This is a genomic window from Stieleria maiorica, from assembly GCF_008035925.1.
GTDB lineage: Bacteria > Planctomycetota > Planctomycetia > Pirellulales > Pirellulaceae > Stieleria > Stieleria maiorica.
The window spans coordinates 8,128,688-8,154,040 of sequence record NZ_CP036264.1; the positions used below are offsets into that span (position 1 = coordinate 8,128,688).

At 59.5% G+C, this 25,353-nt stretch carries 19 protein-coding genes; 13 read left to right on the plus strand and 6 right to left on the minus strand.

Annotated features, from left to right (window positions below):
• Positions 1-2: 2 nt before the first annotated feature.
• Positions 3-2,459: a DUF1588 domain-containing protein gene (locus Mal15_RS27610; protein WP_233903068.1), complete on the minus strand. Its 2,457-nt coding sequence runs from the start codon at positions 2,457-2,459 to the stop codon at positions 3-5.
• Positions 2,460-2,952: 493 nt separating this feature from the next.
• Here Mal15_RS27610 and Mal15_RS27615 point away from each other — a divergent pair, with 493 nt between their 5' ends.
• Entirely contained in the window at positions 2,953-3,738 is a 786-nt protein-coding gene (locus tag Mal15_RS27615; protein WP_147870708.1) for a site-2 protease family protein, read from the plus strand.
• Positions 3,739-4,573: 835 nt separating this feature from the next.
• Positions 4,574-4,774, plus strand: coding sequence for a hypothetical protein (locus Mal15_RS27620; protein ID WP_233903602.1), 201 nt, complete (start codon positions 4,574-4,576; stop codon positions 4,772-4,774).
• A gap of 181 nt (positions 4,775-4,955) precedes the next feature.
• On the opposite strand, the gene Mal15_RS27625 is transcribed toward Mal15_RS27620, so the two are convergent.
• Positions 4,956-6,050 carry an Mrp/NBP35 family ATP-binding protein gene (locus Mal15_RS27625; protein ID WP_147870710.1) on the minus strand — a complete coding sequence of 365 codons (1,095 nt, stop codon included), beginning with the start codon at positions 6,048-6,050 and terminating at the stop codon, positions 4,956-4,958.
• Between the two features lie 564 nt (positions 6,051-6,614).
• Here Mal15_RS27625 and Mal15_RS34955 point away from each other — a divergent pair.
• Positions 6,615-6,737 (plus strand): hypothetical protein, encoded by a 123-nt coding sequence (locus tag Mal15_RS34955; protein WP_261344528.1) that lies wholly within the window; start codon positions 6,615-6,617, stop codon positions 6,735-6,737.
• Between the two features lie 138 nt (positions 6,738-6,875).
• Here the strand turns inward: Mal15_RS34955 and Mal15_RS34270 are convergent, their stop codons facing one another.
• A complete protein-coding gene (locus tag Mal15_RS34270) occupies positions 6,876-7,139 on the minus strand; it encodes a hypothetical protein (protein WP_167547087.1) in 264 nt (87 codons plus the stop codon).
• Between the two features lie 1,192 nt (positions 7,140-8,331).
• Between Mal15_RS34270 and Mal15_RS27635 the strand changes: the two genes are divergently transcribed.
• From Mal15_RS27635 to Mal15_RS27670, 8 genes are all read left to right on the plus strand, one after another.
• Entirely contained in the window at positions 8,332-8,667 is a 336-nt protein-coding gene (locus Mal15_RS27635) for a cupin domain-containing protein (protein ID WP_233903069.1), read from the plus strand.
• Between the two features lie 124 nt (positions 8,668-8,791).
• Complete coding sequence (locus tag Mal15_RS27640) at positions 8,792-11,053, plus strand: outer membrane protein assembly factor BamB family protein (RefSeq protein WP_233903070.1); 2,262 nt, start codon at positions 8,792-8,794, stop codon at positions 11,051-11,053.
• A 129-nt stretch (positions 11,054-11,182) separates the two neighbouring features.
• Complete coding sequence (locus Mal15_RS27645) at positions 11,183-13,549, plus strand: outer membrane protein assembly factor BamB family protein (RefSeq protein WP_147870713.1); 2,367 nt, start codon at positions 11,183-11,185, stop codon at positions 13,547-13,549.
• Entirely contained in the window at positions 13,546-13,923 is a 378-nt protein-coding gene (locus Mal15_RS27650; RefSeq protein WP_147870714.1) for a response regulator, read from the plus strand. Before Mal15_RS27645 ends, Mal15_RS27650 begins: the two co-directional genes overlap by 4 nt.
• The gene (locus tag Mal15_RS27655) at positions 13,920-14,453 is read left to right on the plus strand and encodes a DMT family transporter (protein ID WP_147870715.1); all 534 of its coding nucleotides are present in this window, start codon (positions 13,920-13,922) and stop codon (positions 14,451-14,453) included. Before Mal15_RS27650 ends, Mal15_RS27655 begins: the two co-directional genes overlap by 4 nt.
• Before the next feature lie 230 nt (positions 14,454-14,683).
• Positions 14,684-15,262, plus strand: coding sequence for an RNA polymerase sigma factor (locus Mal15_RS27660; protein WP_147870716.1), 579 nt, complete (start codon positions 14,684-14,686; stop codon positions 15,260-15,262).
• Complete coding sequence (locus Mal15_RS27665) at positions 15,262-16,590, plus strand: protein kinase family protein (protein ID WP_147870717.1); 1,329 nt, start codon at positions 15,262-15,264, stop codon at positions 16,588-16,590. Before Mal15_RS27660 ends, Mal15_RS27665 begins: the two co-directional genes overlap by 1 nt.
• A 255-nt stretch (positions 16,591-16,845) precedes the next feature.
• On the plus strand, positions 16,846-17,565 hold the full coding sequence (locus tag Mal15_RS27670) for a class I SAM-dependent methyltransferase (RefSeq protein WP_233903071.1): 720 nt from the start codon (positions 16,846-16,848) through the stop codon (positions 17,563-17,565).
• On the opposite strand, the gene Mal15_RS27675 is transcribed toward Mal15_RS27670, so the two are convergent.
• Positions 17,532-18,977 carry a TonB-dependent receptor gene (locus Mal15_RS27675; RefSeq protein ID WP_147872596.1) on the minus strand — a complete coding sequence of 482 codons (1,446 nt, stop codon included), beginning with the start codon at positions 18,975-18,977 and terminating at the stop codon, positions 17,532-17,534. The two genes, Mal15_RS27670 and Mal15_RS27675, sit on opposite strands and share 34 nt — an antisense overlap.
• A gap of 341 nt (positions 18,978-19,318) precedes the next feature.
• Here Mal15_RS27675 and Mal15_RS27680 point away from each other — a divergent pair, with 341 nt between their 5' ends.
• Positions 19,319-20,980: an Ig-like domain-containing protein gene (locus tag Mal15_RS27680; protein ID WP_147870718.1), complete on the plus strand. Its 1,662-nt coding sequence runs from the start codon at positions 19,319-19,321 to the stop codon at positions 20,978-20,980.
• 25 nt (positions 20,981-21,005) lie between these two features.
• On the opposite strand, the gene Mal15_RS27685 is transcribed toward Mal15_RS27680, so the two are convergent.
• The gene (locus Mal15_RS27685) at positions 21,006-22,157 is read right to left on the minus strand and encodes a BBP7 family outer membrane beta-barrel protein (RefSeq protein WP_167547088.1); all 1,152 of its coding nucleotides are present in this window, start codon (positions 22,155-22,157) and stop codon (positions 21,006-21,008) included.
• A 390-nt stretch (positions 22,158-22,547) separates the two neighbouring features.
• Between Mal15_RS27685 and Mal15_RS27690 the strand changes: the two genes are divergently transcribed.
• Positions 22,548-24,029 carry a TolC family protein gene (locus Mal15_RS27690; RefSeq protein WP_167547089.1) on the plus strand — a complete coding sequence of 494 codons (1,482 nt, stop codon included), beginning with the start codon at positions 22,548-22,550 and terminating at the stop codon, positions 24,027-24,029.
• Here the strand turns inward: Mal15_RS27690 and Mal15_RS27695 are convergent.
• The gene (locus Mal15_RS27695; protein WP_167547090.1) at positions 24,023-25,348 is read right to left on the minus strand and encodes an HlyD family efflux transporter periplasmic adaptor subunit; all 1,326 of its coding nucleotides are present in this window, start codon (positions 25,346-25,348) and stop codon (positions 24,023-24,025) included. The genes Mal15_RS27690 and Mal15_RS27695 overlap by 7 nt on opposite strands.
• Positions 25,349-25,353: the final 5 nt, after the last annotated feature.

The window sequence follows — 25,353 nt, forward strand, 5'->3', positions numbered from 1 at the left end:
TATCACTTGGTAAGGAAAGTATGGCTGGTCACAACGGCTTCGATCAGCGAGCGCAATCGATAGCCGTCGGCTGTGGTTAGAGAGACGATTTGGTCCAGAGTTTTACGGTCGGCGAAGGTGATCTCGTGGCCGGTCGCGTAGATGAGCAATTGCGCGGCAAAGTTGCGGGCGATGCGATGGTCATCGTCGGCGGCCAGGTTTCTAAATGCGACAAACGAATCGAACTCCCGACCGTCGGCAAGCCGGTACGCCGAGTCGACTGGGGGGCCTTTCTTGTACGACTTGCCTTTACGCGTCAGATAATGATCCCGCCACTTGCCGGCGGCATCAAAGTGTTCCAACGCGAACCCCGGCGGATCGATTTTCGCGTGGCAGGACGCGCACTCGGTTTGCGAACGGTGTTTTTCAAGGATCTGGCGAACCGTCGTGGCACCGCGGACGTCGGGTTCGATCGCGGGCACGTTGGCCGGTGGATCGGGGATGGGTATGCCGAGCAATCTGTCGCAGATCCAGACGCCGCGGACGACCGGCGACGTGTTGGACCCGTTGGCGGTCACCTTCAGGATCGATCCGTGAGTCATCAGACCGCCGCGGAAGGGGTGGTCCGCGATCGAAACACGTTTCCATTGCGACGGGGCGATGTCGGCTTGGATGTCGTAGTAGCGTGCCAGACGATTGTTCAGCCAGGTGAAGTCGGAATCGACCAGCATCCGCGCGGGCTGGTTTTCGACGATCAACGTTTCCAGGTAGCGACGCGTTTCACCGACCATCGCGTTTTGAACGACTAGGTCAAAGTCCCGATGCATCCGGCGATCCGGTTCGGTGAAATCGATGTCGGCAAGGTCCAGCCACTGGTCGGAGAAATCGTTGATGAAGTACTGCAGCGTTTGGCTATCGAGCAAACGGCGTGTCTGGGCAACAATCTCAGCCGGATCGGATAGACGGCCTGCGTCGGCTGCCCCACGCAGTTCCGTGTCAGGGGCTTTGCCGGTCAACATGTAACTGAGCCGATTGGCGACGGCGTGGTCGCTCAATCGTCCGGGCGCTTCGGTGAAATAAATGAATCGCGGGGAGCACAGCACGGCTCGATACGCTTGTCGCAGCACATCGATCGGATCGTCGTTGTCCTTGATGCCGCGGTCGATCAGGCGAGTGTAGGGTTGCAACACCTCCGGCGTGACGGGGCTGCGAAAGGCTGCGGCGGCAAAGTCATGCAGACGTTTTTTCAGGTCTTCCGCCGGTGTGTCACTTCGGAGTTCAAAGCGTTTTGATTTTCGGTCGTATCGAACATCCAAATCGCCGAACAGGGCATGCTTGACGGCGGCTCGGTCTCCGCCCGGATAAATCCGCTCGATCGTTAGCGCGTGCATCGCGACACCGGGAACGTTTTGCGGTTCGCCTTCGCCGAATCCGATTTGACCGCCTTTGAAACTCGCCTTTTTCAGCGTGACATCGGCGGGGCGGATTTCCAGCATGTGATCTTCTTCGATCCACGCGGTGAAGGTAAACGTTTTCGGCGACTCGGTCGCTTCGAAGGCACCGACCCAGTGCATCAGCGGTGCATTGGAAACACATTTGCCACTTCGAATGGAACACCAAAGGCCGCGGTCGTCGGGCATCTTCAACGAAGACGCATCGAGCGTGATGCGATACCAGCCCGGCTTGTCGACGGTGCTGCGGGAAATGCGTCCATAAAAGGAGACGCCACCGGACCAGATGACCGCCGCGCCTTGACGCAGTTCGGGGTCGCGATTTCGTTGGCCCGGACGCTTATTGGCGATTCGCTCCGCGGGCAGATCGATGACGGTCTCGTCCTGGTTGTCGCGAAGTCGGGCGAAGGCCAGGTCCAAGGCCGCATCGACGACACGAAGATGGTCTTCGAGATGATAGTGGGACATCGACTGAGCATCGGCGATGTTGCGAAAGCCATCGGTGCGCTGTTCGTCGGGCATCAATTGCGAGAGCGGGGCTGCGATCGCAAACAGGTCACCGAGCGTGCGCTCGAGTTGTTGGTTGGTCAGTCGTCGCGAGAGCACGCGTCCGAGAGATTGATGGTGTGACGAGACCAGGTTGTCAATCGACTTGGAGGTGGTCTTCAGAAACCGCGTTTTTTGATCTGTATCGACTTCACCGTATTCCGATGGCGGCATTTCACCGTCGGCGATGCGATCAATCACGCGAACCCAAGTCGCAAGGTTCTTGGGGGCGGAAGAGCCTGTCAGGTCATCGGGTTGAAGTCGGTTGAGGTCGAAGCCGCCTTCGCCTTCACTGCCGTCGTGGCAGTCCAGGCAGTTTTGTTGCAAGAACGTCATCGCGTGACGGTTGCGTCCATCGGTAGGTTGCGTTTGTTTCTTGTGGGCCGCTTCTGCGGCGGTCGCGTGTTGCAGTGGCGGATGCGAGGTGACGATCACTGCCAAAATCGCGAACGTCGTCGTTGCGTAACGTCGCGTGGCGGTCATGAACGAGTCACGCGCATATTTGGCTGGACAGCGCCACTTTGACGTCGCTACGTTCGCCGGAGCGTGGACAACGTCTGAGATCCACCTTCTGGCGAAGGTAGCTACGTTTGACGGGCGGCTAACGATGTATCTCGCGCAAACTGGCGATGTCCGGCTCGCCTTGCATCGAGTCTTCGGATTGATGGGCGGGAAGGCTTGAATCATCGCTCGGCAGGTCATTGGAGGTGGGATCGAGCGCGGCAACAGGGGGCGATCCAGGTGATCGCGGGTGTCGCGACCCATGTGGAAGGCGGGATGGGTCGATGATGCCGCTGTCTCCATTATAGCTACTCGGACAGGAATTCACGATGCAAGTGCGTCGGCAGAGGCTCGCCGGCGAGTTGCCTGAACTGTGAAGACGGGGCATCAGGCGGTATTCTGGGCAAGGTCGTGGTCTGCTTTGCGAATAGGACCACGCTCCGAGTCGTCTACTTTGTCCGCACAGGCATCAAAAATGCTGTTATCCGAGCCCCCCGAGACCGCCTACGACATCCGTTTCACGTTGCTGGGGTTCCCGGTCCGAATTGCAGTGACCTTTTGGTTGGGTGCGGTCGTTTTCGGTTACAGCCTGTGCCGGTTCTTTTCCAGTGAAGAGTTGGGCGTCGGTCCGCTGATGATTGCCTGGGCGCTCTGTTTGTTGGTGTCCATTTTGATCCACGAACTCGGTCACGCGTTGGCGTTCCGCCACTATGGCATTCAATCGTCGATCGTGCTGTATCACTTCGGCGGCTTGGCGATTCCCACCAGCACGTACACGCCGGGGCGTTCGATCGCGCGGATCGGCGAGAAGGAGCAGTTGATCATCTCGGCCGCAGGGCCGGCGTTTCAGTTGTTGTCGGCGCTGTTGGTGATCGTGGCGGTCAAGTTGGCAGGATTTGAAGTGTCAGCGTTCCGTTGGATGCCCGCGTTTTTGGCAAACCTGCCCTGGGTGACCGAGGGTGCGGTGATGGATAGTCGCGGCATGTTGGCGTTGGTGACGTTCTACATCCTGCCGAGCGTTTTGTGGGCGTTGTTGAACCTTGTTCCGGTCTGGCCACTCGATGGCGGTCGAATCGCGCGCAGTCTGATCGTGATCAACGGTGGCACGGTCGCTCAATCGTTGTGGGTCAGTGTGATCTGCAGTGGTTTGTTGGCCTTCTATGCGTTCAACCATGGCCAACCGATGATGGGCGTGTTCTTTTTGATGTTCGGCTTCAGCAGCTACCAGATGCTCAACCCGATGAACAACGGGTGGCGTTAACGGCCTGTTGATTGAATCAGCCGTATGGCGCGAGCCTACGGGCCCAGTGCATTTTCTTGGTATTGGTGGCCAGTACGCTCACGCGAAACGGCTGATCCCACGTGTGATTAAATCAACTGGCCGGCTAACGGTTGCGTCACGAGGTGATCGGTGGACGTCGAACGCAGTGATCAATCGATGGGTTGTGTCGACGTAATGCGCTTCCATCGATGCATCAAAGCGTTGGTGTAATGGACGACCAACGATGGCAAGACAGTTCAAACAAGCGGTCGATCACAAAAAATTTCCTAAAAAGTTTTGCATGCGTTCGATCTGTCTTCTGAGTGCTGCATGGAGTGTTGTCAGACATGCGTGGATGCATCGAATGATCAACGATCAACATCACTTCGCAAGGCATGGATTGTTGGTCGATGTTCCGACCACGCAAATCAATCAATGCGCACAACGCATTGCTGTATCGATGTTTGCGTCAACACGCGCGCGGTGATGCGGAACGCAGCGAAGTCGATCACGGTATCAATGCATGGTTCGACGCGCGACGTTGCAATGGCGCAAGCGGTGACGCGCGCGGTCGGTGTTCAACGAGCGCGCGGTAGCAGGAACGAACTGTCTTGCAAGCATAATTTTTGCGAAAACATGTTGCGGAATTTCATGCAGCGCGTACAAATATCGCAGGTTTACGTCAGACAGCATTGAATGGTCCGTTGGATAACTGGCATCAACGTTTGTCTGGCACTTACTAGCGAATGGTGAGCCGTGGCCGGTGGCTTGTCGGGGACGTCCCCAAGCAAGTCACAATGACTCGCCATCGTTTCCAATTCCGCGGAGGAAAAACGTGGCTAAAAAGAAAGCAACCAAGAAGAAGGCTGCCAAGAAGAAGGCAACCAAGAAAAAGGCAACCAAGAAGAAGGCTGCTAAGAAGAAAGCCGCTAAGAAGAAGGCGACTAAGAAGAAGGCTGCCAAGAAGAAGGCAACCAAGAAGAAGGCTACTAAGAAAAAGGCAACCAAGAAGAAGGCTGCCAAGAAGCGCAAGTAGACTTCTTGTCCTTCGCCGATTCTCGATCGGCATCATCCATCCATCAGACCGCTCGGGTTACCCCCCGGGCGGTTTTTTTTTGTTGGTGGAACTGTGGGAGGACTCTCGGCGTTGCGGAGAGGCCCGCGGTCGACGGCCCGGAAGGGACCGTCGTACGTTAAGCCGACGGCCCAGCAGGGGCTTAAAGGGTGGGGAGCGTTGGTTTGGGGGGGGTGGCGGCGTTTCGGGCGGCCAGGGTGCGGACCATCGCTTGGCTGATGCGTTCCAGCGGTGCGCGGGCGGCGGCGTCGCTGTCGATCACCGCTGGAAGTCTGCCTTCGTCGCCGGCGATCCGCAATTTGATGTCCAGCGGCAGACCGCCGAGGAACGAAACGTCCATCTGTTCGGCCTTTTCCCGCGCCCCTCCGGCGCCGAAGATGTCGTAGGTTTTGCCGCAATCCGGGCATAGGAATCCGCTCATGTTTTCCACCATCCCCAAGATCGGAATATTGACCTTGCGGAACATCGCGATCGCTTTGACGGCATCCAGCAAGGCGACCTCTTGGGGCGTGCAGACGACCACGCTGCCGGCCAGCGGGATGGCTTGTGACAGTGTTAGCGCGACGTCACCCGTTCCCGGCGGCATGTCGATGATCAAGTAATCCAGCTCGCCCCATTCGGTCATGCCCAAGAACTGATTGATCGACCCGTGCAGCATCGGTCCCCGCCAAATCACCGCTTCGTTGGGGTCGACCAGGAATCCCATCGACATCACGGGCATCGGCGACAGATCGGGATTGTCATCGAGCATGATCGGGTCGATCCGCTTGGACTCGCTAAACCCGGGACGACCGGAAAGTCCCAGCAGGTGCGGGATGCTAGGGCCGTAGACGTCGGCGTCCATCAATCCGACGCGGCTGCCGAGACGTCGCAAGGTCAATGCGATCGATGCCGCGACCGTGCTTTTACCCACACCACCTTTGCCGCTGCCCACGGCGATCACGCTTTTGGCGCGCAGGGCGGTCTGACCGACCCGCGCCGCCGGTCGCGCGTGAGGTTGAAAGGTCACGTTGGCTTGGACACCGGGGAACGCCGTGACAAGTTTCGATGTCACGGCGTCGCGAACGTCGTCTTGGATCGGAAGCGAGTGCGAGGAAAGCCCGAGGGTGATGTCGGCTTGCTTGTCACGGATGCTGACCGAAACGACTTGCCCCATCGATCCCATCGGGCGGCCTGTTTCGGGATCCACGTGGCGATCGAGTAGTTCACGGACGGACGATTCGGAAAGATCGGACATGTTTTCTTGTCGTTTGAAGTTTCAGGTCTCAAGTTTCAGGTTCCACCTTGGCGGGGCCAAGTAGGGCTGTCGCTTCGACTACAGCGTAACGTTTTGTCAACGAAATGTGACCGGGACGGGAGAAAGCGACAATTGGCGTTTTTTACCCGCCGTGCCAGGAAAGTTCTTCATGGAGGGAGTGCATTTTGGGGTGGAAGTCTTGGGAGAGCGAGAAGGCCCACGGATGGCAGCGCGAACCCACGGATCACCGACCGCACAACATCCGTGGGGTCGCGCTGCCATCCGTGGGCATCAGCCTCGTTCCAAGGCTCTGCCTTGGAACGCACCGCGGGTTTGGCTCCCGCCACGCACACCGCGTGCAAGCAGAGGCGGAGCCTCTGGAAATACCCGTTCCCAGGCGGAGCCCGGGAACGAGTCAAAACCTGAAACCTGAAACGAAAAAAAGCGGCTCGGCAGCGAACTGCCGAGCCGCTTTCGCGGTTCACGTCTGAAGACCAGCAGCCGGGTTTAGCACCCGGTTGCTACGCATCGCTTTTTCAGCGGACGTAGCGAGCACTGGCTTGAATGACGCGACGCTTCTGTGAGATGCTCGCACTCGGATCGACGATCGGAGCGGGCGGCATGGGGGCGGCGTCGGTGGCCGGTGCAGCAGCCGGAGCCGGTGCGGGGGCCATCGGGGCGCTGTAGGTCGCTCCGCATCCGCAACCGCTGTCGCACGCCGGGGCGTCGCAGCAGCTGTCGCAGGAGCTCTTGCAGAGGTTGCCGAACAGCTTCTTCAGCAGTCCGCCGCTCTTGGGGCCGCAGCCGCAAGGAGCGTCGCAACCGCTATCGCAGCACGGTGCAGCGACTTCGCAGCCGCAAGCGGGAGCGGTTTCGCAGCAGGGTGCAGCGACTTCGCAGCCACAAGCGGGAGCGGTTTCGCAGCACGGTGCAGCGACTTCGCAGCCGCAAGCCGGTTCGCAGCAACCGCTCTTGTGTTTGGCGAACAGGGCAGCGAGCAGTCCGCCCTTCTTCTTGCAGCAAGACGGTGCGTCGCAGCAAGCCGGTGCAGCGACTTCGCAGCCGCAAGCCGGCGCGGTTTCGCAGCAAGGTGCAGCGACTTCGCAGCCGCAAGCCGGGTCAGCTGCGCATCCGCAAGCCGGGGCTTCGCAACCACATGCCGGTTCGGCAGCACACCCGCAAGCGGGAGCTTCGCAACCGCATGCCGGTTCGGCGGCACAACCGCAGGGGGCTTCACAGCCGCATGCGGGATCAGCTTCGCAGCACGGTGCGGCGGCGCAACCGCTGTCACAACAAGAAGAGCTGCTGCCCTTCATCAGTTTTTGGAGCAAGTCCATCCCTTGAGTTTGGCAACACGCGGTGGTGCCAAGAACGAGGGCCATCATCATCAGTGTCCGGATCATCGGAGCCACGTCTCCCTTAATTTGTTACGCGGGTCGATTTGAAAAGCGGGATTTGTCGTTCGAGTTTGATCTGCCATTCGGGTGCGTTCGCTGGACGAAGTTGCCGGCGATCACATCCGATTTGAGACACCCTTCGAGCACCCGCGGACCGCGGTGTGGGTTACACAGTCCGCCGACTTCGTTCAGCTCGATGGCAATTTGTCGCGGTGGAACAACGTCTTGCCTGTTCATCGGCAAATCGAACTCACACCCCAAATCGCTTTTCAAATCCCCCGATACGTCCTGTGCATCGGGGAATTCTGGGTCGATCGTTCGCTGACGTGTCGGTCCGTGTTCGGGACAAACTGCCAGCTGGGATCACTAACCGTATCGGACCGCTTGCTGTCGGAGATTACTGTTCCGCCCCATTTTCGCCAGCTTGCGAAGCTTTGACGGTTGCGTAGTTTTCTCGTGATCTCGGGGGTAGAAGCGATCCCCGGATTAGTCGCGTGGAACAATCCGCCTGGACGCTATAAACTACCAAGCGGCGTTCGGGTGAGGCGTTGCTGGTCCGCTCGTCAGGGTGGTCGCCGTCTGCATCAGCGTGATCCCCGCATCGGCTTCTCCCGGAAGCGATCACCTGAAACGCTGTCCCAGCGGTGGTGACACAATGTCGCACCGTGGCGGGGCGAACGCCGAAAATTCAATTATGAGCGTTAGGCGAAATTAGTCGCGAGCAGAAATCTTCACGCGGTTTTATCGTTCGCCACCCCAATCGGTCCCTCTGGTGTGGAGAATAATGTTGTGATCACCGCCAATTTGACAGCCCCGAGCGATGGAGACGACGCTTCATGACCGATCAAGGCCCCACCATTGCTGGCCCTACCAGTGCCGGCCCCATGGTTGTCGATTTGGCAGCGTTGCCGGGGGTTCAATGTCCCTGTGGCATCGCCCGCCGAGGATTTGCCGAGCGTGAGGATTTTCCCGGGACAATTCATCTAACGCGAATCGATCGATCGGCCCAAACGCATTACCATAGCGAACACACCGAGGTGTACGTCGTACTGGAGTGTGATGACGATGCGGCGATCGAATTGGATGGCCGATTGCATCCGGTGCGACCGAAAACTTCGATCCTGATTCCCCCCGGCACACGCCATCGTGCGGTGGGGCGGATGGAAGTGGTGATCGTTTGCCTGCCAAAATTTGACCCCGCCGACGAGCATTTCGACTGATGACGCTCCGATTGGCGGCATTGCGACACTCGATCAGCCCAGCGAAGCTGATCGTCCAGTTAAACTAACGATTGACGAGACCCACGTGCGTTGTCCAACTCCCCTCCTGCAACCCTCCCTCCTTATGACGCGATCCATTCTCCACTGCAGTAGTCGACTGAAGGCGGCGCTGAGTTCTCTTTTGATGGTGCCGATGCTGTGGCTCGGTGTTTCGGCCGATGCAGCCGATTGGCCCTACTGGCGCGGTCCGAACATGGACGGGACGGCGGAGGTGACCGGATTGCCCGACGACTGGGATCCCAAGGGCGGCGAGGGCAGCAATTTGTTGTGGAAACGCGACGACATCGGCAGCTTCTGCACGCCTGTGGTGATGGATGGCCGGTTGTATTCGATCCAGCGGCATCTGCCTGACACCGAGCGTGAAGGCGAAAAAGTTGTCTGCTTGGACGCCAAAACGGGTGAGACGATTTGGGAGAACAGCTACAACGTTTGGCTGTCCGACGTTCCCGGAGAACGTGTCGGTTGGACCAGCGTCGTCGCCGATCCCGATTCCGGCAACGTCTACGTGCTGGGTGCCTGTGACATCTTCCAGTGCATGGATGGAAAAACGGGCGAAACCTTGTGGAAGGTCCCGCTGCACGAACAGTTCGGGATGCTCAGTACCTACGGCGGCCGGACGAATTTCCCGATCGTTCACGAGGATTTGGTGATCATCAGCGGGATCATCATCAACTGGGGCGAGTACGCCAAACCCAACCACCGTATGCTGGCCCTGGACAAGCGGACCGGCGAATTTGTCTGGTTCAGCGGCACCCGCGACCTGCCCTACGACACCTCGTACTCCGCGCCCAGCATCGCCACCATCGACGGCCAACGCCAGTTGATCATGGGGTTCGGTGACGGGCAGGTGTGGGGGATTCAGCCCCGCACCGGAAAGCAGCTTTGGAAATACGAATTGTCGATGCGCGGCTTGTTCGCCGCGCCATTGGTGGTCGGGGACAAAGTGTTTTGCAGCCACAACGAAGAGAACGTCGGCGAGTCGGCCAACGTGATGGGGGCCGTCGCGGGATTGAAAATTTCCGGCAGCGGTGACCAGACCCAAGCCACCGAATTGTGGAAGCAATTTGAAGTCGTGGCGGGTTTCAGCGAACCGGTTCTGGTCGACGGCCGTTTGTACCTGGTCGACGACCGCTGCAAGATGTGGATCTTTGATGCCGAAACCGGCGAAGCGATCGTCGAACAAGAACGCTTTGCCGACAGTCGCCAGAAATCGGCCCTGTTGTACGCCGACGGCAAGATCTACGTGACGACCGAAAATGGTCGTTGGTCGGTCGTCAAACCGACCGAGGACGGGTTCGAAGTGGTCAACGACGGGCGCCTGCGCAGCGAAGGTTTTGTCGCTTCGCCGATCGTCGCCGACGGACGGTTGTATTTCCAAGGAACGCGCAACCTGTACTGCATCAGCAACGAATCGGCCCGGCAGACCGACCAGCGGATGAGCGACGCCTATGGAGAGGAGACGCCGGTTTCCGAAGACACCGAGATCGCACAGGTCCAGATCGTACCGGTCGAAGCCGTGATCCAACCCGGTGAAACGATCGAGTACAAAGTCAACGTCTTCAACGCGATCGGCCAGAAGCTGGAAACCCCCGACGGTGTCACCTTTCGTGTCGAAGGCGGCGCGGCGTCGATCGACGGCAACACGTTGACCGCGGCAGCCGACGCGGCACACACCGGCGTCCAGGTCGTCGCTCAGCTGGGAGAGGCCACCGGAACGGCACGCGTCCGGGTCATCCCACCGCTGCCCTGGAAATTCACCTTCGACGACTTGAATGATCCCCCATTGTCCTGGGTCGGCGCCCGCTATCGCCACGTGATTCGCGAAATCGACGGATCACCGGCGTTGACGAAAATCAGCACGATCCCCAAGGGGGCCCGAAGCCGCGCCTGGATGGGGCCGAGCGATTTGGCGGAGTACACGATTTCGGCCGATGTCCGCGGTGCCCGAGCACTCGGCGCGCTTCCGGACATCGGGTTGACGGCACACGGTTATGTGCTCGACTTAATGGGCGAGGCTCAACAGGTGCAAATTCGGACCTGGGCGGCGTCGGAGGAACGCTCCTCGGCCGTTGCGGAGTTTCCCTGGTCGGAAGACCAGTGGTACCGCATGAAGTTGCGTGTCGATTTGGGAAGCCAAGCCCCCGCACAGGTCGCCGTGGTCCGCGGCAAAGTTTGGCCTCGCGATCAGCAGGAACCCAAGGAATGGACGTTGACGGTACGGGACGAATCGCCCAACTTGAGCGCCAGCCCCGGTTTGTACGGTAACGCCAAGGTCGCAGAGATCTATCTGGACAATATCGAAGTCGTTGAGAACACCGACGAATAATCACCACGATAGTCCAGCTGGAAGTGACAGCGCGGATGGAATTGATTCATCCGTCATGTCGCCTAGAATTGATGTCCCCTCCGAATCGCTCTTTCCCACCCCACACATCGGTCAACTGACCCCATCGCAATGCGAAAACAAGAACTCTCGGCGTTCTCGATGATTTTGGCTGCATTTTGTCTCGGCACGCTCGCCACCGTGACGCTTAGCGGTTGCAAGCCGCCGACCGCGGTGCCACGTGCCGCGGCGACCAGCAACACATCGGGTAGCAACACGACCGGCAGCAACACGACGGTGTCGACCGGCTGGGTTTCCAATACCACCGCCAACACCACCGTCGCGGCCGAAACACCGGTCGCTGAGATCCCGATGCCGGCCGAACCGGAAACGCTGGAATTGCCGGCTGCCGAACCGGTCGCCGACACGCCTGCACCGGCTGAAACCGAAACGGCCGAAACCGAAACGACTGAGCCGGTGGCCGGCACGCCCGAGGCTACCGCGCCTGCAGCCAGCGAGCCTGCAGCCAGCGAGCCTGCAGCCAGCGAGCCCGTCGCCAAGGTCGCTGCCAAGCCGGCCGGTGACGCCGATACGGGGCGTCAATCGGACGCGACCACGTTGGTCGCCGAGTATTCCGACCCGGATGAAGTGGTTGCGGCCGGAAAGGACTGGCCCCAGTGGGGCGGATCACGGCTGCGAAACAACACGCCCGGCGTGACCGGTTTGCCACAGACCTGGAACATCGGCAAGTTTGACCGTCGGACCGGCGAGTGGGACAAGAGCGATGTGGAGAACATTGTTTGGTATGCCAATCTGGGCAGCCAGACGTACGGCAACCCCGTCGTCGCCGGCGGTCGCGTCTTCGTCGGGACCAACAACGGAGCCGGGCACCTGAAACGCTATCCGTCCAAGGTCGACTTGGGATGTCTGTTGGCATTCAACGAAGCCGACGGCGAATTTTTGTGGCAACACAGCAGCGAAAAACTGATCACCGGCCGTGTCCACGACTGGCCGCTGCAAGGGATTTGCTGTGCCCCGTTGGTCGAAGGCAATCGGCTATGGTTCGTCACCAGCCGTGGCGAAGTCCGCTGTTTGGACACCGAAGGGTTTCATGACAACGAAGACGACGGTCCGGTGAAGGACGAGGTGGCGTTTGTCGCCGAGTTGATGCTCGCCAGCGACGAAGGCAAGGCGGCGGTGGCCGCGTTGGGCGAAGGCAAGCTTTCCGAGGCACTTGTCGAAGCGCTCGCAACGGCCGGCGAAGAAGTCAGCGGCGATGTCAAAATCGAAGCGGTCAACGAAGGCGCCAGCTGGGTCGCGACGGGCAATTTCGGCGGCGTCGATCGGTCATTCGAGTTGAAAAAGGCCGGCCCGCGATTGAGCGTGTTCAAGAACCTGGGCGTGTCGGACAAACGCGATGCCGACACGATTTGGATTTTCAACATGATGACGGAACTGGGCACCAGCCAACACAACATGTGCTCGTGCAGCGTGACCAGCTACGGCGACTACTTGTTCGTCAACACCAGCAACGGTTTGGACGAATCCCACTTGAACTTGCCCGCTCCGGATGCACCGACGTTCTTGTGCATGAACAAGAACACCGGCGAACTGCTGTGGCAAGATTCTTCGCCGGGAACCAACATCCTGCACGGTCAATGGTCCAGCCCCACCGTCGCTGTGCTCGGCGGCGTCCCGCAAGTCCTGTTCTGTGGCGGTGACGGTTGGTTGTATAGCTTCAAGGCCGATGGCGGCGTCGATGGACAACCGGAATTGCTGTGGAAGTTCGACTGCAATCCCAAAGAATCCAAGTGGGTTATCGGCGGTGAAGGAACGCGAAACAATTTGATCGCAACCCCGGTCGTCTACAACGATCTGGTTTACATCGCTGTCGGACAGGACCCCGAGCACGGTGAGGGCGAAGGTCACTTTTGGTGCATCGACCCCAACAAACGCGGCAACGTGTCGCCGCAATTGGCGATGAAGGTCGAAGGCGACACGCGGACCGAGATCCCGCACAAGCGGATTCAAGCGGTTGAACCGGAAAATGGAGAAATTGCGGTCGACAATCCGAATTCGGCCGTGGTCTGGCACTACTCGCTGTCGGACAACAACGACGACGGCGAAATCGACTTTGAAGAGGAAATGCACCGCACGATCGGCACCTGTGCGATCAAAGACGACGTGATCTACGTCGCCGACTTCTCGGGGCTGCTGCACTGTCTGGACGCCCGTGGGGAGAACGGCCAGGCGAAGGTCCACTTCACCTATGACATGTTCGCCCAAAGCTGGGGCAGCCCGCTGATCGCCGATGGCCACGTCTACGTCGGTGACGAAGACGGTGATGTCGCGATTTTCCAGTTCGGTCCGCAGTACAACGAACCGATCGAAGAGATCAACATGGGCAGCAGTGTGTACAGCACGCCGATCGCCGCCAATGGCCGGATCTACATCAGCACGAAAGACAAGTTGTTCGCCATCGAGAAGCAATCGAAATGACGAAGACTGTTGTCGACTGTGGCAATTGCGGTCCCGATTTTCATTCGATCCGTCAGTTCGTGACCTCCAATTTTGATTGTGTCGTTGTGCAATCGCACAACGCGGAGGAGACCCTGGAGTTGCTGCGCCGGCGCGATGTCGCGCTGGTGACGGTGAACCGGAAACTGGATCGCGATTATTCCGACGGAATGGAAGTTGTCAAAAAGATTAAGGCCGATCAGCAGGTCGGCCAAGTGCCGGTGATGTTGGTCACCAATTACGAAGAACACCAGCAGGCAGCGATGGAGGCCGGTTGCGTGCGTGGGTTCGGAAAACTCGCCTTGCGTGATCCCGGGACCGTCGAATTGCTTCAACCGTTTTTGGGTTCGACTTGAACCATTCCACCACGTTCTTTTTGATCGCCATTTGTGTCGGCCTGCTGGCCGGCGGGCTGCTCGGGACACAGCCGAGCATCAACGGGTCACTCGGGAAAAGTGTCGCGCACCCGTTGCAAGCGTCACTGATTTCGTTCGGCAGCGGGACGGCGATTCTGTTGGTGTTGACGCTGGCGCTGGGCGGGTTTCCGCCCCAGTTTGTGGTGTCGCCGCGCAGTTTACCGTGGTGGATTTGGTTCGGCGGTGCGATCGGCGTGGTGATGGTGTCCACGTCGCTGTTGATCGTCCCGCGAATCGGGTCACTGCCCTGGTTTGCCGCGGTCATGACCGGTCAAACGGTCGCGGCGTTGTTGTTGGATCACTACGGTTTGCTCGGTAACCCCAAGACGCCGGTTTCCACGTTGCGCGTCGGCGGAACGCTGTTGTTGGTGTTGGGCATCCTGGCGATCGTCGGCGCAAGGCGGCTGGAGACGACGCAGGATACTGCGGTCGAGGTCTTGGATACCGAGCAAGAGCACCAAGGGGAGTAGGGGGTACACCGGGCCGCAACGTAGCTGCGCTCGCCAGAGCGTGGACAACACCGTGGGGATCCACCTTCTGGCGAAGGTCGCTACGGTTGAGCCGCGTCTGGTATGCGGTACATGCCAACACGTTGTCAGGCGCGGGCTGACCTGCAACGCGGCCGACAATGCAGGATGATTGGTCCGATTTGCCGCGATGGCACTGACCGCGATAAACTTGAATCGGAGGCTCCGTGCACATGCCAAATGAATTCCAAGCCGACGACACTGATTCGCCCGGCGAGCGCTCCGAGAACGCGTCGTTGGATCAGGTGTGGCAAAACTTTGGCGGTCAGCTTCGCCGCCGCGCCCGCACGCGTCTGCGACAATACGGTTTGACCGGGCAAACCGAGTCGATGGACATCTGCAATGAAGTGATGGTGGACTTGGCAAAGCGAACCGACGCCGAGTCGCTGACGGCGGACGATGTGTTGTCGTACATCCTGCGCGCGATCGATAACGAAGTGGTGGACACGTTTCGCACGCTGGCGCGCCACTGTCGCGATTTTCGTCGCAACGAAGCGACGCCGGTCGAAGACATCAAACTGCGTGGCGGGCAGACTTCGCCCAGCCAAATCGCGTTGCGGAGGGAAGTTGCCGACCGGGTTCGGTCGATCCTGGGCGATCGCGACGCACTCGCGCTGGACATGATGTTGCAGAACCACGACTGGAACGAAATCGGCCAAAGGCTGGGGGTCAAACCTGACACCGCGCGGATGCGGGTGCGACGGGCACTCGATCGGGCCCGCGATGAAATCGGTTTGCCGGAGTCGCCGTGATGGGTGAGCCCCGCCCCTCGTCTTCGTCCGCCGATGACGGCCGCGACACGCCGTTGGGGGGAGCCGCAATCGATGCATTGATCGGATGGTTGCGGCGTCAGCGCGAGATCCATCCGGTCACTCCGCTGGTCGAACTGGTCGACCCGACGTCGTTGCCGGCAAGCGGTCTGGTGGAATTGGCTGCGGTCGACTTGATCGGCCAACGTCGACGCGGCCGGGATGTGATTGCCGAAGATTACTTGCAACAGGTTCCAGGGCTTGCCGACCGCGAGAATGATCTTCTGGATCTGATCGATGCCGAGCTTTGCGTCCGTCGGGAACTTGGCGAGCGTTGCGATGCCGAGTTCTTTATTGAACGTTTCCCCCAGCTGGCCGATTCGATTCGCCAATTGATCCATTTGGAATTTCGGCCGGGCGAGATTCATCGGGGCCCTGCCACGGTCGCTCCCGGCGACAGTCTTGAATGGGATTGCTCGGTGGCCCAGCGTCAGATGACGATCGCAGGGGCGCCGCCTCGCGGCGGCCGGCCGGAGGAAGAGCTTGCCCAAGACGATTCGATCGACGTGCCGATCCCGATCAAGCCTCCTGAGTGGATGGTCGGTGCCCGCTGTATCGCCACGATGCAACTGCCGCGTGGGCGTTGTTGGTTGGTCAAGGGACGTGACACCCAGCACAGTGACACGGTGGCTATGAAGATCATCCCGCTGCCGGCGACGCTGGGGCGTTTGCAGCGGACACGTATTTTGGACATCTGTGAAGGCACCAGCAACGTGACGCATCCCGCCTGGGGCGCGCCGCGGATCGCGGCCATCAACAACGGGCACCTTGCGGTGGTTCGGCCCTGGGTTTTTGGCAATCCGTTCGGGCAGGCCGCTCCGGGATCAGACGCGACCCAACGGTTTTCGATGCTGGTACGTGTGGCGTTTGCACTCGCGGCGGCACACCGCGTGGGTGCCACGCATGGCAGTGTGACGACCAACAACTTGGTCGTCGATCACCGATCGCAGGTCAACCTGATCGATGCCGCGTCGGGGGTCGCCGCCTGGTCGGAATCACTGGCCGCGTGGGACCGTGATCTTTCGGACACGCTCGCCGATCGCATCCGTGGTGACACGATCGGATTGGTTTCGTTGATCACAACGGAGTGTTTGCGGACGCGTGATCGGCAGGTGTCGCGTTGGATCCGACGGATCACCGACGGGATCCCGCTCCATGATGCGGATGCGTGCGCGATGATCGGCGAGTCGCTGCAGCGGCTGATCGACGAGCCGTCGGAGGAGCGGCGCGATGAGGGGGCTTGGTGGCGGAAGCCATTTCGCCGCGATTGAGACCGGCAAAACGATGGGGGCAAAACGATGGGGGCAAAACGATGAGAAGGCAGAATGATGAGAAGGCAGAATGATGTGGGGGCAGAATGATGTGGGGGCAGAATGATGTGGGGGCAGAATGATGTGGGGGCAGAATGATGACGATGGCGGGTGTTCAGGGGCTGATCGCATGAGGAGTCGATGGAACTCGAGTCGCCAGAATCACCGAGTGTCATGTGGGGGAATCCTGTGCCGTCGCAACAAATCTATGACCCGATGTTTGTTCGTCAGCTGTTCAACGAGATGTCGGCGACGTATGGGATCGTCAATCTGGTTTCGTCATTCGGTTTTTGTCGTCGTTGGCGACGGCAGTGCATCGAGCAGGTATCGTATGCCGAGTCGTTGACCGTGGTCGACTTGATGACCGGCATGGGCGAACTCTGCCCTGCGATCGCCAAACGAATCGGTCCACGGGGCAAGATCGTCGCGGTCGACAACTCCCCGGTCATGTGTGGCAAGGCACGACAGAACCACGACGGACGACTCGGCTGCGATTTAGACGTTCGCGAAGAAGATGCGCTCGGCAGCCAGATCCCGGATGCGTCGGTCGATGTGGTCGTGTCGTCGTTCGGGTTGAAGACGTTTTCGCACGAACAGACCGTTGCATTGGCACACGAGGTCCATCGCATCCTAAAACCCGGCGGCTCGTTTTCCTTCATCGAGATCTCGGTGCCGCCGGCACGCTGGCTCCGTGTGCCCTACCTGTTCTACTTACACACGCTGATTCCGATCATCGGTCGGGTCTTGATGGGCAATCCCGACAACTATCGCATGCTGGGTGTCTACACCGTCGCCTTCGGAGATTGCCAGAGTGCAATTTCGGCGTTTCAGCAGGCCGGATTGGATCCCAGCCGGCGATCGTATTTCTTCGGATGCGCGACGGGGCTGGTCGGCAGGAAGCTTCAAATGCCTTCCAGCGCCTCGCAGGGTTCGTAATCGAAGTAGCACTTGCGTTTGATCACTTCGGTGACGGCCTCGGGGACCATCGACTCCCAGGCCGGATCGCCCGATTTGATTTTTTCCAGCACGTCTCTCGAACGCACTTTCAAGCAGGCCGGATCGTAGTTTTGGACGTCGATGATGCCACCGCAGTCACGCAGGTACGCAAACAGGTGTTGAAGTTGCGGATCGATTTTCATGTTGTCACAGGTCATCAGATCGCCGGTCTCGGCATCTAGCATGGGGTAGCAGTAGACCTGCAATCCGTTCTTGAACATGCGTCCGAAGGATTCCAGGATGCCGCCTTGCAGTCCGGTGTAGTATTGTTCGTCGAACAGTTCCAGCAGGCTGCCGGCTCCCATCGTGATCGCGATCTTTTCTTTGGTGTACCGCGACAGGTAAGCGGCAAGTCGATAGTACTGAAAGTAGTCGGAGATCATCACCGGCATTCCGCAGGCGGCCATCACGTCGGCCCGCGCCAGAAAGTCGCTCAGGTCGATCTCACCGGCGGCTTTCAAGTTGTTCATCGTCAGTTCCATCACGGGAACCACTTCCTTGCCGACGACGTTGGGGTGTTTGGAGAATTGCTGGCCGGCGCTGTGCAGCATGTCCAGGTTGACGTTGCAAACCGGGCGAAAACTCCCGCGTTCGACCAGGATGGCTTTGCGGTAAAAGAACTCCGACGGTTGCAACACTTCTCCGCTGGCGGCAAACATGGCGGCGCCGCTGAGTCCCAGTTCGACCAGTTTCAGACTCATCAGGCGATTGTCGACGTGTCGAAAGGCGATGCCCGAGAATTCGATCATGTCGATCTCGATCCGCGAGGTCGACAATCCGTCCAGCAGCGAGGCGACCAGCAATTCCGGCTCGTGGTGTAAGGCGAACGCGCCGTGGACCAGGTTGACGCCGACGATTCCGAGGGCTTCCTGTTGCAGGGCGGCTTCGTCATCCAGCATGCGAACATGGATGATGATCTGGCTGTCGTCGTCTTGCGGGTGGGCTTGGAATTTGATGCCCATCCAACCGTGGCAGGCATTGGTGCCGTGATAGTTTCGCGCCGAAACCGTATCGGCAAAGGTGAAGAAGGTCGTCGTTTCGCCGCGGACGTCGCTCAATCGGTCCAAGTTCAATTTGTGTTCGTAGTCCAGCATGGCCTGCAAGCGTTCGCGGCAGACATAGCGTGCGGCGCGGCCGTAGATCGCGTCGCTGACCTTCATGTCATAAGCCGACATGCTTTTGGCGATCGTGCCGGCGCCGCCACCGACGCGGAAGAACCAACGCACGACTTCTTGGCCGGCGCCGATTTCGGCAAAGGTGCCGTAGCGACGGGGATCCAGGTTGACGTCCAACGCCTTCTGGTGGGTGTCGATGGGATCAGAGTGCTGGAGAGGCTGACGGTTTCGGAGCATCTGTTGTTCTTGCCGGTGGTGGGACGCGTCGGGACGATCGAGGGCGAGCATCAGCGGCCAGAAAGCGTGAATACCACAGGGGCCGCCAAACCGCTCGCGATAGAACATGGCTCGCGATTTGCTCCCGATCCATGCTGATTCCGGCGTCGAGAAGCGATTCGGCCGCAATGAGGACAAACGGTCACGATCGCGCCCAGTTGACCATTCTGTCCCAAAATCGATGAATCCACGGGAACATTGGCTATCTTGAAATCATCGAATTGACAGATTGCGACGCGTAAGCAGGATTGGAGTGGCGAATTCCAGGCCCGCTCGAAAATGCACCGTAGAGACCGTTGAACATGACTGCAGAGAAAAGGATGCGCCGCTCGATTTTGATGCAACGATTGGAGCGGCGGCAACTGCTACACGCCGCGGGCGTGATCACCGGAAATGTCTTTTGGGATTCTGACGGCGATGGCAGTCGTGGCGCCGTGGAGGCGGGCGTTCCCGGCGTCGTGGTCGATTTGTCCTCCGGCGACGGGGCGGTCAGCCGATCGGCGATCACCGACAATCGTGGCAATTACGCGTTTGACGAACTTGAGCACGGGGAGTATCGAATCAGCAAACGGGCGATGCGGGCGGTCGAGTCGGCGACCGATGTCGCGGTCAGAAGTTTAACATTGGAAGACGGTGCGACCGTCAACGTGGATCCCTTCGCCCAGCAAGCGATGCGTCCGGAGTTTATCACCATCGGCTGGTTCTTTGCGTCGTCTCCGCCGGAATCGGAACTGGTTCGCCGGGCGATCGCATTGGGAGAGGAATTGGACGGGCATTTCGCGTTGGCCGAGTCGATACGATCCGGCGGTCAGCAAGCACCTGTTGACGTGAACGAGCCACCTCTCACTCAGGTCGACAGCTATCAAACGGATGTCAATGAGCCGTTGAGTGTCGGTGTAAACGCTGGGGTGTTGGCAAACGATTTTGACCGGGACGGTGATCCGCTGACCGCGTTGATCGTCTCGCAACCCGACCACGGAACGGTCGTGCTGAATTCCAACGGAGCGTTTACCTACGTTCCGGAAACGGATTTTGTCGGCGTGGACACCTTCACCTACCGGGCCGGAGACGGCCGATCCGATTCCGGGGTGACCACGGTCACGATCACGGTCACCGATCCGTCGGATTCCAACCAGATTCCCACCGCCGACGGCGATTCGTATGAAGTCAGCGAGAACACGTCGCTGGTGATCAATGCGGCCGGTGGGGTGCTTGCCAACGATCGCGATGCCGATGGCGACGCGTTGACCGCCCAACTCGTGACGCAGCCGAGCAACGGGACGCTCTCGTTGAATTCGGACGGATCATTCACGTATCAGCCGAACGCAGCGTTCTTTGGGACCGATTCGTTTACCTATGTCGCAAGCGATGGGATCGCAACCTCTGGCGCGGCCAGCGTTTCAATCAGGGTGGCGCCCGTCGACGACGGAACCGCATTCGCTTCAGTCACGACGGGCTCCTTCACCGATCCGAGTCTGTTAGGGACACGTACCGACCTTGTCGCCGGGGCACCGGCAATCACCGCCAATCATGTCGACGGCGAGATCGACTACTCAAACCATTCCAACCCACCGACCTACGGTGACCACCACGGGTTTGATCCCAACGGTACAGATTCCAATCCTGGAATCACGCCGCGTCCGACAGGCATCTATACGACCGAGCAGCCTGACGAAGATCTGATTCATAACCTCGAACACGGTCACGTCTGGATCAGCTACAACCCGAACCTGATCTCTACCGCCGACATCGCCGCATTGGAGCAACTCGTTCGCGACGGAACCGGCGACGCCAATGGCAACGGAGTCGGCGTGATTCTGACGCCGCGTGCGGCCAACGACGACGCGATTGCCCTTGCCTCCTGGGCGCGATTGCTCACGCTCGATCAGTACGCTCCATCCACGATTCGCGATTTCGTGAATACCAATCGCGGCAAAGCGCCGGAAGGGTTTATCACACCTTAGGGTGGCAACCGATCGTGCCGCTCGGCTACCAAGTCCACTCGATTCCCGCCGTCAGACCCTGTGCGATGAAGTCGCTCGTCACCTCGTTCACGCTGGGGCGGGCCGCACCGGAAAGAGTCCCGGGAGGGATCTGAGTCGGATTGATCTGTCGGTCAATCTGATCTCCGGCACGAGTGACATCGGTCCAATGATGGATCGAATACCCGATGTTCCCTGAAACACCCCAGCCTAGGTTCCGACGCAACATGATCGCCAAGTCGTGTTGGACACTGTAGGAGGACGTCGCGTGCGTGCCGAGGTTCGATGGCTGCACCAGCAATCCGCTTTCGCTCGAAGCGGATTGCCCCGATGCCGTTGTCGTGACCGTCCGGGCAATCATGCGATTGGAGTGATCGGTTTCTCCGAAAGCCACTTTTGCGTCAATCTCCAACCTCCAGTCAAGTGGCAACTGAATCCTCGTTAACAGTCCGCCTTCGAAGCCGTGAAACTCATTTCGTGATTCGAACTGCTCCGAAATATTGATCGACGTGCCCGCCGTGATCCCCGACAGCACCAGCGATGAATCGTTGATCGCCAATGAATCGTTGAGTTCAGTGGTGCGGTAACCGGCGGCAAAGTTGATCTGCCAGCGACGATGGCGTGAAACGGGGTACAGGAGCAGGATCTCTTGTGCGAAATACTCCGTGGAAGCGTCGATTTGAACATCGCCCGACAGCGTGTTCGGAAAACCGAGCAATCTGGCGTCTTCTCGGTGCTCCGCGACATTGAAAAAAGGCCGCGCCAGGATGGTCGACGAATCACTGGAAGCCCGGAATGACTCGGTGTGATCCCCCAGTCCGGTGTACGTGTATTCCAGTCCGATTTGCTGGCTGCGATCCAACCAAAAACCCAACGAGACGCTTCCGCCCGACTGTTCACCGTCGGCGAGTGCGCGATTGCCAACCAGGACGCTTGTTGATGCGTCGCCCAGTACCCCCGCGTCCTCTTGGAGTGTTCCCGATGGGCTGGTCGAAACCAACACGGGAACATCGATTCCCCGCAAATCCCAATTCAAATAGTCAACATCGACCCAGTAGGATTCAGTCGCTCGCTGTCGTGGGCGGATCTGTCGTGTATCGCAGTCCGAGCACCACGCGGCATCGCAGCAGACCGGCGATTCGGGTGGGAATCCATGCATGGAATGTCCGCGTCTTTCTGGCGTTGCCCTCGTCGCATGAAATGGCAGCGGACGCGTTGCGATGCGTGAACGATCCGCGGCGTTGACGACCTGAAAGACGAGTAGAGGTAAAATCGTCGCAAACGCCACGGTCGCGTTTCGAATCAAAGCCGAGTTGATCATGGCGGGGGTGCGTTGGGGAATGGGTTTGCGGCAAGGCTCTGGGAGCAGTATCGGCACTCAATCCGGCTGATCGTTAAAGTTTCTTTAGTCGCTGCAAGCTGTGGAATCGGCAAGGTTTTCCAGTCTTGACCCCACCCGAGTTGCTGGTGTATCGAACACGTTGATTTCCAGCATTGGAAAAAAGTTCATCGCGATCCGCCCGACTAATCCCCGGCGAATGTCATTGTCTTGGGTTTTTCTTTCCCCACGCATCGAATCGCAGCCGGCTCTGCCCTGGTGGCAGTGGTCGTGTGCGCGTGCGGTGTCGGCTGTGCCCGTTTGGTGTCGGGAACCAGCGACGCAGATGACCTGGCGACGTATTTGACAACGGTCGCGGATCCTGCGCTCGACCCGGCGACCGACGAGACGCCGGAAATCCGATTGGTCGAACATGCCGAGCCCGTCGAGACGCCGGACGATGGTCCGGAACCGGATCACGCGATCGAGGGCGACCACGAGAACGACCAGGAAGCTGTCATTCCGGTCTCCGACGCGTTGAGTCTTGAGGAGGTGGTCGCGCAGGCCCGGTTGCGACACCCTCGGGTGATTGCGGCCAAGCGTTTGATTGATCAGGCCGAGTCGCAGGTGCGTCTTGCCGCGTCCCGTCAGAACCCCGAATTCGTTCTGGATCTCGATACGCCCGTCCACGACGACCAGGACGCGACGGAGCTGTCCACGCGGTTGACGTTTCCGATCGGTCAAACACCGGCGATCAGATTGCGGGTCCGCGCTGCCAGGGCAGAAGTGGCCCGGGCGGACGCTTCCTATCAGCAGACCTTGCGCAGCGTGATTGACGATGCGTTGTCGGCGGCGATCGATTTGAGTTTCTTGGAAGCGAGAGCCGAATTGGACCGGCAAGCCTACCAATTGGCGTTGCGACGCCACGCGCTTTTGGCACCCGGCAGGAATTCAGGCGACGCGGCTGAGAATCTGGTCGACCATGTCAACGCCGCAAACGCAGTCCGGCAGGCGGCCCAAGACCGGTTCACATCCCGACGCCGTTTGTCGTTGGCCCGCAACCGTCTGGCCGAGGCAATCGGGATGGATCCGCAAACCGAACTGGAGGAGGTGCAAACGCTGTCGGTTGAGTCACTGCTGGGTGAGTGCTCGGCTTCCTTGCCACCGCTAAGAGACGTGATCGACGCCGCCATCGGGGCATCAGAAGAATTGCTTGCGGCCGATTGGGCGACACGCCGGGGGTGGATCGAGCACCAACAGGCTCGGTTGTCGCCACTGTCGATGGAAATGGGGCCGCGCTACCAGGACCGCCTCGGACGCAATGACGATACCGTGGGCGTCCGCTTTCAGTCCGATCTGCCGATTCACGACGACGGTCGGGCCGGCGTCGCGGCGACATCCATCAATGCCCAACTGTTGGAGGACCAGTCGCGACTGAAACGTCACCAAATCATTCATGCGCTCGCGCGCGACTATCGTGAATTGGAATCGATTGCCGCACAACTGGAACATGATCGTGTGGACTCGATCGTTGCCGAACTGGAACGTGTGCTTCGCGCCCAGGACACGCAAGACGTGTTGACCGGCCAGCAGGTGCTTCGAATCGAGCAAGCGATCTTGGATCACCGCCGCGATCAGTTGGACTTGGAATACCGCTGTGCGGTGTTGCGATCCAAACTACGGCTCGACGCGACCGGCGGCGAGGCCTATTGAATCAGCAATTCGACGCGCTGGCCGGGTGTGACGGGGATTCCCGGAGGGATCGGGACTTTGATCGGCACGCCCCACTGGTCGACGTTGGCGTCCCGACGCAGTTGGATGGGGACGCTTTCGAATTGATTGCCCAGCTCCGCGATCGTCGATGTCGTTACAAAGGTGTCGGTCCCGTCGATGCGGATTTGAACCGGGGTTTCCGATTGAACGCTGGCTCGATCGGCCTGGTCAACATACGCGACGATCCAACGACGTTGATCCGATGCGATGGTCATCAGGGGATCGCCGCGGCGGACAAAGGTTCCCGGTCGCTGGTGGATTTCTGCAACCGTGCCGCTGACCGGGGCCAGGATTTCGTTCGCCGAGATCCGGTTGGCCAATTCACGAATCTTGGCATCGTGGGCGGCGATCGCTTGGACGTAGGGTTCGAGCATCGCTTGGGAGTCGACCCCTTGGGACGCATCATCGATGTCGACTGCAGGTTCGGATGCGATGTCGATGGACGAATCGTCTTGCAGCGTTTTCAGCTGCTCGGAGGCATCGGCAAGCCGTTTGCTTGTCGCAGCCAATTGTTGATCCAATTCAGCGGCGTCGTTCTCGAGCATCGTTTCGAGTTCTTGTGCCGTGTGCAGTGAGGTCTGTTGCAGCGCGAGTTCCCGGGCGATGCTTTCACGCTCTGTCGCCGGGCTGAGCCGCAATCGAATCATGCGGTCGACGCGATCACGCCGTGTGAGGGCGGATTGGACGGCGATTTCGGCTTGACGGAGGGAGGCTTGATTTTCGCGGCGGCGGACGGCGAGGGCGCGGATTTGCTGGTCCGTCCGGTTCGTTTCGCTGGTCAGTTGGTCGACGTGTTCTCGTGCCGATTGTCTTGTGCGCTCACGTTGCAGCGATTGATCAACGCGTTGACGGCGTTCTTGATCGGATTCCCATCGCCAGCGCATGGTTTCCAGACGGATCGTTTGTCGCTGTGATTCCAATTCGGCCAGCAATTGACTCCGCTGGGCGGTCAGCGTTTGCATTTCCAACAGGGCATCGGTGACGTCGATTTGCGCCAGCGGCGTGACACCTTGGCGGACTCGGTCAAACCGGGCCAGGGGGGCCTGCGTGGTTGTCAGGATGCCGTCTCGCGACGCCGGGACGACCACGCGGACCATTTCGACTTGTCCCGGCAACACCAGGCGTGGACGGTCGCCGAACCAGAGGGCGGTCACCGCGATCACGCTTGCGACAAATAGCCAGCCTTGAAGCTGCTGGGTCAATAACAGACGGATGCGATTGGACCAGGGAACGGGAATCGGGTCGGCGTTGTCATGCATGACGG